The sequence below is a fragment of the bacterium genome (assembly GCA_030647005.1).
Taxonomy (GTDB): Bacteria; Patescibacteriota; Patescibacteriia; order JACPHY01; family JACPHY01; genus JAUSKG01.
Map to the genome: position 1 here is coordinate 42,225 of JAUSKG010000022.1, position 13,541 is coordinate 55,765.

The following is a 13,541-nucleotide window of genomic DNA, read 5'->3' on the forward strand; positions in this document are numbered from 1 at the left end:
ATATGGTTACCGACGCCCTCCGCTCACGAGCACGGTCTCACCGGAAATGTACCGCGCTGCGTCGGATGCGAGGAACGCGACGACGCTCGCGACATCATCCGGCGTACCAACGCGCCCGAGCGGGGTTTGTGCGATGATCCGATCCGTACGATCGGCAGTGGAATGACGCGCTTGAAAATCCGTCGCAATCACGCTTGGCGCGACGCCAACAACACGCACGCCACGTGGCCCGAGCTCCTTCGCGAGGCCGATCGTAAATGCGTCTACCCCGGCCTTCGCCACTGCATAGTGGAGCGAATCACCGGACCCGCCGGTGCGTGCAGCAATGGACGATACATTCACAATGACCGCGTGTGTTGATGCAGTGAGCAACGAGAGGAGTGCGTGCGTTGTGCGTACCGTCGAAAGGAGATTGGTATCGAGCGCCGCGCGCCAGAGCGTATCATCCGATGCGGTAAACGATGACCGCCGCACCGCATCGCCAACATTGTTCACCAGGATGTCCAATGATGCACACTCGCCACCGAGATGATCGGCGAGTGCGGCGATGGCGGCGGGATCAACCGCGTCGCACACGATCACCGCACTCGTAGACACCGCAGGCATCGTGCGCGCGGTGACCCACACGCGCGCACCCGCGCTCGTGAGCGCATCGGCGATCGCGCGACCGATGCCTTTGGTGCCACCGGTCACGAGTGCCGTACGGCCGTGAAGCGTGCTCGTGGTCATACGGATGCAGTGCGTATGGACGCCGGCTCGCGCCGCGCTTCCGACTGCGACGCGACGATTGCGGCGGTGTGCGCAGCGAACCGGAGCGCATGAAGAAAGAGCAGCGTGCTCGCGTGACGGAACGCAGTTGCCTCGCCATCCACGAACTCCACCGCCCGCTCGTAGTTTGCGGACACGCCACGGAGGAGGCACTGCAGGTACGAGAGTCGAAACCGAAGGCGCATGCGTCCATCGGCAAACCGCGGATCGAGCGCGACGAGCGCATCGTCCGTCGGAGCAACGAATGGCGCAAATTGTTCGACGTAGTGGCGGTATGCAACTTCGGGCCAGAGGAACGTGATGCGGAAATCGGGCGCACCGGACGTGTAGAGCGACGAGCGGATGAGGTACTGCTGGTAATCCGCGGTGTCATGGGGGAACGTGTATGCGAACCGTGCGACGCCGTAGAGCGGATCCGCCGTCGCCATACGCACGTCCGGATCAATCACCCGAAACGCGGCGGCACGCGCGAGGTCTTCGAGCACAAGATTGTCGCCGTGGAAATTCCAGTGGCCAAGGGATGCGATATCCGACGGCCCGGTGTCGAGTGCGCCCACCGCATTGGAGGTGAGGATGCGATCCACGAGCACGGCGAGCGGCGCGTACCGGACGCCGTCCAAGGTCACTCCGTCCGCAGCGAGGAGGTACGGAAACGGCTCCAATGCGCGGACGGCATCAAGCTCGCCGCGGAGCGCCGTGCGAAAATAGCGACCCGTTCCGCCGTCGTACGCGGGATCCGGACAATGCTCTGCGGCGATGTCGAGGAGCGCCGCGAGCACGGTGCGAAATGCAGCGGCAAGCTCGTCGGATGCCGTGAGCACGCTCTGCGTGTGCTCCGAAAACGTACGTCCGGCGAGCCGGGGCATGACGTAGGATTCTTTTCCGCGGAAGACCCCCGCAGTGCACACCCCCGCCGCGAGGATGGGCGGGAGCCGGTAACGGAGCGACGTATACGCACCGAGAGCGCGGATGCGTGCCACCTCCGCGCGGAGCTGCGCACCATCGCCGAGCGCAATCTTCACGACGCGCTCACCGCCTGGCACACCAACCACCGCAATGCAGTACTTGTCAGACGATTTGAGAATGCGCATGCATGGGGGCAACAGACGGCATCGTACGCGCGGCGCGCGACAGCGTCGTGAAACACTCGGGACGAGTAGCGGTGGTGAGGTACCGAACGGCGTCGAGCACACTCCGGCAGTACCCGCGAACATTGTGCACATACGCTTGCACGAGCAGCTCGCTCACCGGGTTTCCACCGATCCCGAACGCATCATCGCTCCACTGGAGGAACCGCTCACTCGCAAGGACCACTGCGGATGCACGACATCGCTCAAACCCGCGGCTCCCGAGCGGCACATCCGCCATGCGCAGCGTGTGCGGGAGACGCACCGCAGTGTCCGCAAACGCCGCTGCGACATCGCGGTGCGTGATACGAACGCCGCTCGCGGTCCGGTAGCGGAGGAAAAATCGCGAGAGCTGGTACCCTGGCGGCATGATGAGCGTCCGAAGGGCGACGGTGTTCACGCCGGGCACTTCGGGAAAGAGTGTCGCCATCGCCATCTCGAGCTGCGAAAAACTCGGCCGGAGATTGTTCCGAGCATCTTGGCTCCGCGCCTCAAATGATTTGGTCCCGAGGCGTCCGGTCGGTGTATCCGGGTGCACGATATCTACCTCGAGCCGACGGATATCCCACTGGGAGACATCCATGCGCTCCGCGAGTTCGAGTAGTCCGCGGAGTTGCGCCGCCCACCCGTTGCTCTGACAAGACCCCAGTGCGAAGACGCGATCCGCACCAATCGACCGCAACGGGTTCGGGAGGAACCGCGACGGCGCGCCGATGAGGTTGATGTACAGCGACGGGAGCTGTGCTGCCTCGGCAACGCCCACAACGAATCGCGCCACGTCCGTGAACCGGCGGATGACGGCGTCGTCCCCGATCTCCTTCTTTGAAGTCGCCAGGATCGCAACGGCGTACCGCTCGCCCAGTGCAGTGAGGTCCGCCGTCTGGCTATCGCCCCACACAACACGAATGAGATGACCGCGGACGACGAGCGCCTGCTGCACGCGATCGACGCGGACGACATCAAGAAGCTCCGGCTCCGCGAGCACAATGCGCGCGTAGAGGGCATCGAGCGCATCGAGGTGCGGGTGCTTTGTATCGCCCTCAATGGGATGCGTCAGGATCGTCGTGATGCGGAAGCCGTCTGCCGCGGGATCGTTCATCGCAACGAGCGACGCGCCGATTTCGGCACCGCAGCCAATGAGGAGGACACGGTTCATAGCACGGGAACCCGCGCGGGCACTGATGCCGCGATGACGGGCGCAAAGTGCGCAACGGGGTACATTACAAGACCATCATGCACCGCCTCCGGACGTGCCGGATACCCAAGCAGCACACGAACAACCGCGGCTGGCACATTGGCGCCGGCGACCACCGCGGCGCCAACTGCGCCACTCATGCGCACGCTGGCATCGAGGAGGCGCGGGGCACCATCCGCATCGCGCGCAATGTCAAAATCGCACGCACCGTGGATGCCGAACGCGCGCACGATCGCGCCGACGTATTCCATGATATCGGGTTCGCACGCGACGCGACACCCAGCGTTCACCGGGAGCAATGGATCGTACAACCGCAGCCGCGGAATCACCTGCTCCGGGATACCGCCACGCGCCACCACGTCCACATCGTAGACCGCGCCGCCGTAGTAGGGCATCGCGAGATATCCTGCGAGCGCGATGCCCTGCGCCACGGCCGCGTCGAGCGATCCGGTCCCGCACGCGCGCTCCGGGAGGTCGGGAAGGAGCGAACGGAACGTGCGCACACGAGCATCGAGGATAATAACCCCGCGCGATCCCGTGCTCCGTCCGGGTTTGAGCACGACACGCCGATCCGGATACCCGAGACGCGCCGCCGCTTCGCGCGCCACACACCAATCGTCCACCACGGCAAATGCACCCACTGCGATGCCGCGCGCCGCGAGAAACGCGAGCGTCGCACGCTTATCCGTGAGACAGGACACGATGTCGTGCGCCGGAACCGCGGGGATTATTCCCGCCGCGAGGAGCGCATCACGGTGTGCAGCAAGCACACGACACTCGGCCTCCGATCCCGGCAGAATGACATCGAGGCGCTCGCGTGCGTGGAGTGCGAAAAGCGCCGCAATGTAGCGCTCGGGATCCTCCTCGGCCATCGGGAGCACCGCGAACACATCAACAAATCGCCTGCCAGCCGCATCGGCATTTGCATCAATACCCACGATGAACGCATCGAGATCATCCGCGGTGCGCAGCGCGGTGCAGAGATCGTACGTGTAGCGACCGCCGATGCAGGTGACGGCGATGTGGGTGCGCCGCATCATACGACAGCAATCGCATCTGCGGTAACCGGCGCATCTTTCGCGACTGCGCGGACGAGACGGCGGCCGAGGAGCGTGTCATACTCCCGCGCGTCAATGCCCGGCGTTGCGGCGCGCTTCGCGGTCACGACATCCGGCGTCAGCGTGGTCCCCGCAGGGAGATCGCGCGCCGCAACAATGGTTCGCCGATACTGCGCACGGAGCGGCACCTCGGCCGTCACCGGCACCTTCACGCCAGACCCGAGGGCTGCCTCGGTGGCCCGCACGGCGCGGATGAGGTCTGCGAATTCCTCCATTGTCGCGGAGAAATGGTGATCAGGGCCCGAGAGCGCCCGGTCAAGCGTCACATGCTTCTCGATAATCTGTGCGCCAAGCGCAACTGCCGCAATCGCACAGGTTGCACCAATGCTGTGATCGGAGTATCCCACCGGATATGGAAACACGTCACGAAGCGTCGTGATCACACGGAGGTTGGCATCCTCAGGGGGTAATGGGTAGCGCGCGGTGCAGTGGAGGATTGCAAGCTGGCGACACCCCGCCTCCTCCACCGTCCGTACGGTCCATGCAACCTCTTCCTGGGTGCTCATCGCGGTCGAAATGATGAGCGGCAATCCAGACGTCGCGGCCGCACGGAGGAGCGGAAGGTTGGTGAGATTCCCGGAGGAAATCTTTATCGCAGGAAAGCCGAGCGCGCGAATCGTGGCGATGTCTTCTGGCATCGCAAAGGACGCAAACACCGAAATGTGGACGTCTGCGGCTGCACGGGCAATGCGCTCCCACGCCCCGGGCGGCAACGCAATGTGCCGAAACAACTCGTACGATGGCGTCCCCGGCGCATAGTCGCGCGCCGCGTCCACGAGCTGAAACTTCACCGCGTCCGCACCCGCCGCGGCCGACCGTCGCACCATCTCCATTGCGAGGTCGAGATTCCCGTTGTGGTTGATGCCAATCTCGGCGATGACGTACACCGGGCACGCATCGCCAATACGAGACGTCGCAATCGTGAGCGAACGATAATCCATGGTCATACAATACCCGTTGCTCCGGGAGCAGTAGTATTCATATACCACGCCCTGCCGACGCCAGCATCAATCCAATTATTCACCCGATTGATCTCCGGATGCGCGTCAAGGAAGGATATGATGCGCGGGAAGTCCAGCGGTACCGCTGGCGACAACCCAATCCCCGCATAGATGGCCCGCATCACCACCAAATCCTCCGGCCAATCCACGGTGAGCCGATACCGCTGCGGATCAATGGACAGCGGTGCGGGATGGTTCATGACGTGAAATTCCTCCGGATGTTCACGGATGTAAAGCCCGCAGAGCTCGCTCCGATGCCGCTCGTCCCCCTTTTCCCACGATGCGCGCAGGGCATCGGTACGAATAATCTGAAATGATGCCCCATCCGGCAACCCGAACACCCCAGAATAATCCAAGGCGTGCTCCTGATGGTACTGCCACACGCTCGGTAAACACCCGAGATATGGAAATGGACTCTCCGTCGTCACACGGAACACATGATCCGCACCCACGCGCTCGGCCCCCAGGATGAGCCGACGCAATACATCACGCTCATCGCCAACCACAAATGGGATCCCATACGCTGCGCTCTTCTGCCGATACACCGCGTTCTCTTCGCGCTCGGAAATACAGAGCACGATGTCGTCAATCTCGAGCCGCTGCTGCAGCTGCGCAACGAGATAATCGAGAATCGAAACGCCGCGCTCCACGTCGAGGTTCTGGAGTGGCTTCGCATACAATCGCGACGACTGGTTGCGACACGCGAGGATGGCGGCAAGTTTCATACAAGATCACCAGCTGCAATGATCGTGTCCGATGCGATTGCACGACGCGCACGCTTTCCTATAACATCCGCAACTGCGGTGATGGTATTAATCTTGCTCGTGCGCTTCAGGATAAGATCCTCGGCACACATCACCTCGCCCGGCGCGATGTCTCGGTACGCGCACACCGTCCGCTGCAGCTTCTTGCGGTACGCCCACTCCCGATCGGTGAGTGCCCACTCCTGCGAACCGAGCGCAGCGTATGCGGTTTTTACTTTCTGGGAAAAATCGAGAAACTCTTCCGGGGTGAGCGCAGACACCCAATCTTCCATACCCGCCCTGCGGGAGAGCGTCAGGTGCTTCTCAATCACGGTCGCCCCCAATCCGATCGCCATGAACGCCGTGAACGGCGCGAGATCGGAATCACCAGCGGTGTGATCCTGAAACCCGATGGACGCACGATACCGCTCTGCCAGCGTCGTGATTCTTCGAAGATTGTTATCTGCAATATCGGTTGGTTCTGCCTGAAACCCATGCATGATCGTGATCGGATGCCCGGCGAAAAGTGCAACGGCGGCATCCACTTCATCGGGGAGACACCCGCCCGTTGAAATGAGCATGTGCCGCTCGCGACTGCTCTGTGCGGCGACCACATGGAGGAGCGGGGTGTTCGCAATGTTGCTCGTATGCACTTTGTAGCCATCAACGCCGATCCGCTCTAACATCGCAAAGGACGCGCGACCGATAGCATCGGCGTAAAACGCCATACCTCGCGCGTGCGCATCGGCAACTGCCCGCTCCCACACCGCAGGCGGAAGCTCGAGCTGCTTGTACAGCGCGTAGTGCGTGTAATCGGGGAATGCCGACTCGTCCGCGTAGAAAATCTGAAACTTCACCGCGTCCGCTCCCGCGGCGGCAGCGGCCTGCACGAACAATGCAACAAGTTTTTCGCTCCCTTCGTATCCTTGCGCAACCTCCGCAATGAGGAATGGCGGCGCAGCGGTCACAAATGTGGTGCTCATAGGGATTGCGTGGTGCGCGTGAGCATCACAAATTGCCCACGACGACCGACCGCACGAAACCCAGCTGACGCGAAGAGTGCGAGCGACGCCGCATTCTCTTCGGCAATCTCCGCGGTGATGGAACGCACGTCGGGGAATGCGGTCCGGCACGCCGCACCCGCCTCACGCAACGCGGCCGCGCCCAATCCCTTGCCGCGATGCTCGGCGGCGATCGCAAGCGTGATCTCCGCGGTATCCGCGTGCTGATCAAAGCGCACCTGCCCTACCGGCATCCCATCGGTGCTGACGATGTACAGCGCACGCGTAGGATCCGCGAGTACGGATGCCACCCATGCGACGTGCGCATCCCATGGGACCGCATGCGGTGTACGGTAAAACTGGTACGCAGAAGGATCATTTCGCCACGCGAAGAGCGTCGCCGCATCCGCGAGCGTCGCGGGCCGGAGCGTCACCACACGCGACATGCGCGCGGCAAGATGCCGTTCGGCATCGGCGGGCGCTGCGACGTGCGCGGCATACGCACGGATCTTCGCGTACTCCAGTATGACGGCTGCGGCAGCGGTATCCCGGCGTTCGCTCGGCACCGCACCCCACGGCAACTCCGCGGGCTGGTTCACGATACGCCCAAACCACCCGACCTCCTGCGCGCGCTTCAGGAACGTGAGAAACGCGCGGAGCTGGTGGTGTGGGGAGGCGACGAGGAGAAGTGTACGCCATTGATACTCCTGCGCGAGCGCGAGCACATGAACGGCCTGATCGCGCGTATGCATCGCATTGGCATCGAGTACGATGGCCGATACGGGCACCGCGCGTTCGCAGAGCCACCCCGCGAGATGGTCCACGGTCACCGGAGAGCGAACACGATTGCCCGTAATCGCGACCTGCGCAGCAAAACCGCCGCGAAACAACGCAAGAACCTTCGCTCCCCTATCGTATCCGTTGCCCTGGAGCCACACAATCGCATCCGCACGCTCCGGTGCCTGCGTCAGGATACGCGCGTGGATCGCGTCGAGCGCGGGATTACCCGACAGCGGCATGCCATCGCGTGGGGTCCACGAGGCCGCTGGTTCCTGGAGGGACATACTGTTCAAGGATAGCAGCACATGCACCGCACGGCGCATTCCACGCTGCTGCGAGTTCCGCAACCTGCAATGCCGTCTCTGCGCCAACGAGCACGTCCGCAGCAGGGCATCGTTCACGCACGTACGCAAGTGCCAGCGCGATCGGCGAAACCGCACGGTCATCACACACACGCCGAATACCCGCGAGTGCCTCGCGTGCACCCGGAATCGGCGGCGCGTCGTCCGGCGCCATCGTCAGGAGCCCTTGGAGCAGCACGCTCCGCACGACGATACGCTTTCCCAACGCGGCAGCGCGATCGAATATCTCGGCTGTGAGAAACCGACGATCCACGATGCTCGTGGGTACCTGCACGAATGTGACATCCGTGAGCGCCAACGCAGCCAACGCCTCCTCCGGAGTGTAGACCGATATCCCGATATGCTCAACGACGCCGCCACCGATCATCTGCACGAGTGCAGGACGAACCGTGCCCCACCGCGCGAGGAGCGTCCGCCGCACCAGGAGACCATCGAGTCGCGCAACGCCAAGGCGCTCCCGCGATGCACCCACGCTCTGCACGATCGCCGCCGCATCCGCGCCGTCACCTTCCGCCCCCAGTTTCGTCGTGACCCGCGCGGCATCAGCGATGTCGAGCGTACGGAATGCCGCTCCCATTCGCTCCTCGGCATCCCCGTAGTCCGGCGCCGTATCGAACGCACGAACTCCCGCCCCCCACGCTGCCGCGATAATCGCATGCGCGCCAACCATATCTGGCTGCCCGACACGATTGGCAATGCCGTACCGCTGCCCAAGTTGAGCCGTACCGAGCATGAGATTACCCATACATAGCCATTGCAGTCCGTATCCCCTGCGCTGTCAAACGAAACGCCGCCCGGGATATCGGGCGGCGCACTGGTATCATACGGGGCCGCGTGCGTCGAGGTACCGCGCCCGGAAGTCCGCAATGATGCGCTCAGCGGACCACTGACGGAACGGAATTTCGAGGCAAACAATTTCCATGGTCTTGAGCGCGTCGCGGATCGGCGCTGGAGCCGGCGCGTCCATGTAGTCGCTCACATCAATAAGTGTCGGCGGGATGCCAGAGAAGTGACAGATGGGCCAGTGCGGCAGCGCGAGGTACGCCGCAATGGAGCGATCAAACCAATCGAGCACCGAGCACGTCGGGGATTCCTTTGCCAGCACGGTGTACTGATTTACAGCAACCGCAACGTGTGTGAAATCAATGAGGCAGCGCCACCCGGACCCGAGGGCGACGAGGAGCATCTCCATGTCCTCCGGCGTACCACCGAACCCCCAAAACATATCCCGACTCCAGGACGTGCGCGCACCAATCACGGCCTCGTACCACTCCCGCTTGACGACAGGGGGCACGTTCTCCACCGCGAGACACGACCCATCATCGAGACCACCGAGTGCGTCCATCATCCGCCGCCGCGCCTCGCCGTCATCGTGGTACTGCCCGTACCCGGGATGCACCACGCCCATGGGGATGCCATGCGGGCGCACTGCTGCGCGTGCGACGCATTTCCCCCACACGATGGTTTCCGCGCACCATTCCGCCCAGCTGCGATCGAGCGGTCTCCCGCGTATCGCGTAGGAACCGGTCTCGTCGAATCGCTCCGCAAAATCCACCCCGCAGTTCTCGGCACCGAAGTGCACAAACACTGGCATTCCGGTGGGCAGTCGAGCCACGATGCCCGGCAGATCATCCGTGGTGACCCCAGGTGTGTAGCTCGAATGTGCGACGCGCATCTGAATACCCTGTATGATGCCACGCTCGAAGAGCACGCACTGGAGTACGAAGTGCTGATCCTGTGCGACGAGATTCTCAAACCACAATCCACCGTAGACATCTACCATCACTATTCTCCATGGAAAAGAACCACGCCGCAACAGTATCCTGCTGCGGCGAAAGACGCAAGTATCTGCGGTACCACACGTCAATTGTACCTCCGGAACACCGGCTTCACTGCGGGTCCCACGAGATACCGATCACGGTGCGCGGTATCATTGAGCGCGCGCGAATACGCGGGGAGCACGCGCTCCACTGCGGCGAGCGTCTCGGCAATCTCCGCGTCGCCGTGTGAGAAGGAAAGCACAAACGCACCTTGGAAGAGCATCCGCTCCTTGATCATCTCCTGCAGGAGTATCGTCTTCAGTACGAGCGAAACCGTCCCATCGCGCTCGGTGCACTGTACCATCGTGTTGCATGGGAAACCGATGACGCGGATGGAATCGGTAAGCCCTGCGGCGGCAAGGCGGCTACGAAGACCGTTCTGGAGCTGCACCCCGCGCTCCCAGAGGTGCCGTGCAACATCCTCGCGCTCGACCGTGATGATCGCTGCATACGCTGCCGCAAGCGCAATCGTTTCTGCGCCGTGGGTCGTCGAAATAAGAAACACGCGCGGCTTATCGTGATGGAGACCGCCGAGCTCCATGACATCGCGCCGTCCGGCGAGCACTGCGCACGAGTATCCGTTGGCAATGCCCTTGCCGTACGTCGAAAGATCCGGATGGATCTTGTACCGCGCCTGCGCGCCACCGATACCAAACCGGAAGCCCGTAATCATCTCGTCCATGATGAGCAACGCGCCCTCGCGTGCAGTAATCGCGCGCACGCCCTCCAAAAACCCAGGCGCCGGATCTTCCGTGGTCATCGCCTCCATAATGACGCACGCAATCTCTCCGGGATGCTCCGCGAAAAGCTGCTCGACACTCGCGAGATCGTTATAGGCGAACTTTAATGTCAATCCCTTAATCTCCTCGGGGACGCCTGCGTCGCATGCAGTGGTGCCAATGAACCAATCGTCGTAACTGAAGAACGGCTGATTGCACGCGGCGATGTACTTCCGTCCGGTAAACGCCCGCGCGAGCTTCGTTGCCGCCGTCGTCACTGTGGAACCATTCTTTGCAAACTTGACCATGTCCGCGTGCGGAAGTTTCGCGGTGAGGAGATCTGCAAGCTCAAACTCGACAACGTGCGGGCGTCCAAAATTGGTGCCCATGTCCATCTGCGCGCGCACGGCCTCCTGCACCGCCGGGTAGCAGTGCCCAAGGAGCACGGAGCGCAACCCCATGCACCAGTCCACATACTCCACGCCGTCGCTACCGATCACGCGCGCACCATTCCCGCGCACGATGGCCGCGGGCGCATTGGCGGAGAACTGATCATCGCCTTTCGAATTCGTATGCGCACCACCGGGGATAAGATCATGGCGGCGAGCGAGGAGCGCATCGAGTGACGCGCTGGTGCGCGGAGAGACATCACGACGTGCAGGGAGTGCGGAATAGTGTTGGATGCATTGCGTGACGGTGGCGATGACACGCTGCACGTCGTCATCACTCATGGCAGGGAAGAGCGGAATCGTGAGGCAGTGGTCGTAGTACGCCTCGGCGCTCGGACACCGCACGGCAGCGTACGCGGACTGCGCACGGTAGTACGGGTGACGGTACACGGGGAGATAGTGTACTTGCGTCCCAACCCCGCGAGCAGCGAGGTCCGCAACGACTGCCGCGCGCGTCGTCCCGAGCGCGGCAAAATCACACTGGAGGACATACAGGTGCGCGTTCGTCACGCGATCGGGCAGCCATGTCGGCGGCGTGAGGTGTGGGATACCGGAAAACGCCGCATCGTACGCCGCGACGATCGCGCGACGGCGCGCCATGAACTGCGGGAGCTTCTGGAGCTGCGAAATGCCGAGTGCCGCCTGGAGATCCGTGAGGAAGTAGTTGTACCCCAATGCAATCTCCTCGTGATACCACGGCCCGTCAGCCGGTGATCGAAACTGAAGCGGGTCTTTCGTGATGCCGTGACCGCGGAGCAGCGCGATGCGATCGCGGAGCGCCGCATCGCGCGCGGTGACTGCGCCGCCTTCCCCAGTCGTAATGTGCTTCACGGGATGAAAGCTGAACACCGCGAAATCGCTCTGCGTGCACGCACCGATGATCTGCCCGCGATAGACGGACCCGAGCGTATGGCACGCGTCCTCAATAATCCAAACCTTCTTGCCAAATCGCCGCTCCGCATCGCGCGCGATCATGGCGATTGCGTCCATGTCCGCGCTCTGTCCGGCAAAGTGCACGGGAATGATCGCGCGCGTCCGTGCAGTCACCTTCCGTGCAACATCCGCGACATCCACGCATGTCGTCGCGGGGTCAACGTCCGCGAACACCGTCACCGCACCGCAGTATGCAACGCAGTTTGCACTTGCTGCGAAGGTGATCGCAGGAACAATAACCTCATCGCCCGTACCAATTCCTGCCGCGAGACAAGCGAGGTGCAGTCCCGCAGTTCCGGAAGAGCATGCGACGACGTGCGGCGTACCAACGACCGGGACGAGCGCGCGCTCAAATGCGGCAATCGTCGGCCCGCGGGCGATCGTCGCAGACCGGAGGACCGCAGCTACCGCCGCGATGTCGTCCGCATCCACCATCTGGCGTCCGTACGGAATGATCTGCTCGTTCATACTGGTGCGCCGGACGGCGTTGCAATCGGTATGTGCAGGTGCTCGGCATGCTGTGCGCCATCGAGTACCGCAATGGCCTGCCGAAGATGCGACACATCAAAGAACCAGGAGTTACTGTCTGAACTGTACTCAAACCCATCGCGACAACGCGCTGCGTCCCGGTACGCTGCAGCGCGCTGTGCAAAACGATCCTGCGGGAGGAGCATGTAGTACCCACGGAATTCCAGCGTGTTCCGGGAGTCATCACGACCAATGAGCACTTCGTGGATCTTTTCTCCCGGACGAATACCGACATGCTCCTGTCGAACGCCTGGCGCAATCGCTTCCGCGAGATCAGAAATTTTCATCGAGGGAATCTTCGGCACGAAAATCTCATACCCCTTTGCGGCCATGAGCACGCCGAGCACAAACCGCGCCGCCTGATCGAGCGTAATCCAGAACCGCGTCATGCGGGGGTCTGTAACCGGAATAACACCCTGTACCGCGCACTGCCGGAAGTACGGAATGACTGACCCACGGGAACCTATGACATTTCCATACCGTACAACCGTAAAAACCTTCTCATGTCCACTGCCGTACGCGTTCGCGGCAATGAAAAGCTTGTCCGAGCAGAGCTTCGTTGCGCCGTAAAGATTGATCGGGTTACACGCCTTGTCTGTCGAGAGCGCAATAACACGCTTCACGCCATTCTCCAACGCAGCATCAATGACATGCATAGCACCCATGACGTTCGTGCGAATGCACTCCGCGGGATTGTACTCCGCGGCCGGAACCTGCTTCAATGCCGCTGCGTGCACGACGTAGTCCACTCCATGGAATGCACGGATGAGCCGCTCGCGATCACGCACGTCACCGATGAAGTACCGGAGACAGGGGTACCGCTCGGTGCTCAACTGTTGCTGCATCTCATATTGCTTGAGCTCATCGCGGCTGAAGATGATGAGTTTCTTCGGTTTCCAATTCGCGAGGATGTACTGGGTGAGTTGCTTACCCAGTGAACCGGTGCCGCCGGTAATGAGAATGGTGCTGCCGTCGAACTCCGCGTATGGCATAGATG

The 13,541-nt window shown here is 62.3% G+C and carries 12 protein-coding genes; all 12 read right to left on the reverse strand.

The genetic code is table 11. From position 1 onward, the window contains the following. Positions 1–6: 6 nt before the first annotated feature. The 12 genes from Q7S96_02995 to pseB all read right to left on the reverse strand — a co-directional run bounded on the left by Q7S96_02995 (position 7) and on the right by pseB (position 13,536). A complete protein-coding gene (locus Q7S96_02995) occupies positions 7–729 on the reverse strand; it encodes an SDR family NAD(P)-dependent oxidoreductase (protein MDO8463213.1) in 723 nt (240 codons plus the stop codon). Beyond that, the gene (locus Q7S96_03000) at positions 726–1,859 is read right to left on the reverse strand and encodes a hypothetical protein (GenBank protein MDO8463214.1); all 1,134 of its coding nucleotides are present in this window, start codon (positions 1,857–1,859) and stop codon (positions 726–728) included. Before Q7S96_03000 ends, Q7S96_02995 begins: the two co-directional genes overlap by 4 nt. After that, the gene (locus tag Q7S96_03005) at positions 1,837–3,051 is read right to left on the reverse strand and encodes a hypothetical protein (GenBank protein MDO8463215.1); all 1,215 of its coding nucleotides are present in this window, start codon (positions 3,049–3,051) and stop codon (positions 1,837–1,839) included. The genes Q7S96_03000 and Q7S96_03005 overlap by 23 nt, the downstream gene beginning before the upstream one ends. Next, positions 3,048–4,130, reverse strand: a complete 1,083-nt coding sequence (locus Q7S96_03010; protein MDO8463216.1) for an ATP-grasp domain-containing protein — start codon at positions 4,128–4,130, stop codon at positions 3,048–3,050. Before Q7S96_03010 ends, Q7S96_03005 begins: the two co-directional genes overlap by 4 nt. Further along, on the reverse strand, positions 4,127–5,155 hold the full coding sequence (locus Q7S96_03015; GenBank protein MDO8463217.1) for an N-acetylneuraminate synthase family protein: 1,029 nt from the start codon (positions 5,153–5,155) through the stop codon (positions 4,127–4,129). Before Q7S96_03015 ends, Q7S96_03010 begins: the two co-directional genes overlap by 4 nt. After that, positions 5,152–5,934: an acylneuraminate cytidylyltransferase gene (locus Q7S96_03020; protein MDO8463218.1), complete on the reverse strand. Its 783-nt coding sequence runs from the start codon at positions 5,932–5,934 to the stop codon at positions 5,152–5,154. Before Q7S96_03020 ends, Q7S96_03015 begins: the two co-directional genes overlap by 4 nt. Next, positions 5,931–6,935, reverse strand: a complete 1,005-nt coding sequence (locus tag Q7S96_03025; GenBank protein MDO8463219.1) for an N-acetylneuraminate synthase family protein — start codon at positions 6,933–6,935, stop codon at positions 5,931–5,933. The genes Q7S96_03020 and Q7S96_03025 overlap by 4 nt, the downstream gene beginning before the upstream one ends. Then, the gene (locus Q7S96_03030) at positions 6,932–8,017 is read right to left on the reverse strand and encodes a GNAT family N-acetyltransferase (protein ID MDO8463220.1); all 1,086 of its coding nucleotides are present in this window, start codon (positions 8,015–8,017) and stop codon (positions 6,932–6,934) included. Before Q7S96_03030 ends, Q7S96_03025 begins: the two co-directional genes overlap by 4 nt. Further along, entirely contained in the window at positions 7,956–8,840 is an 885-nt protein-coding gene (locus tag Q7S96_03035; protein ID MDO8463221.1) for an aldo/keto reductase, read from the reverse strand. Before Q7S96_03035 ends, Q7S96_03030 begins: the two co-directional genes overlap by 62 nt. A gap of 75 nt (positions 8,841–8,915) precedes the next feature. Beyond that, positions 8,916–9,878 (reverse strand): hypothetical protein, encoded by a 963-nt coding sequence (locus Q7S96_03040; protein ID MDO8463222.1) that lies wholly within the window; start codon positions 9,876–9,878, stop codon positions 8,916–8,918. Between the two features lie 80 nt (positions 9,879–9,958). Continuing rightward, positions 9,959–12,484 carry a glutamate-1-semialdehyde 2,1-aminomutase gene (locus Q7S96_03045; GenBank protein MDO8463223.1) on the reverse strand — a complete coding sequence of 842 codons (2,526 nt, stop codon included), beginning with the start codon at positions 12,482–12,484 and terminating at the stop codon, positions 9,959–9,961. Beyond that, positions 12,481–13,536: a UDP-N-acetylglucosamine 4,6-dehydratase (inverting) gene (gene pseB, locus Q7S96_03050; protein MDO8463224.1), complete on the reverse strand. Its 1,056-nt coding sequence runs from the start codon at positions 13,534–13,536 to the stop codon at positions 12,481–12,483. Before pseB ends, Q7S96_03045 begins: the two co-directional genes overlap by 4 nt. Positions 13,537–13,541: the final 5 nt, after the last annotated feature.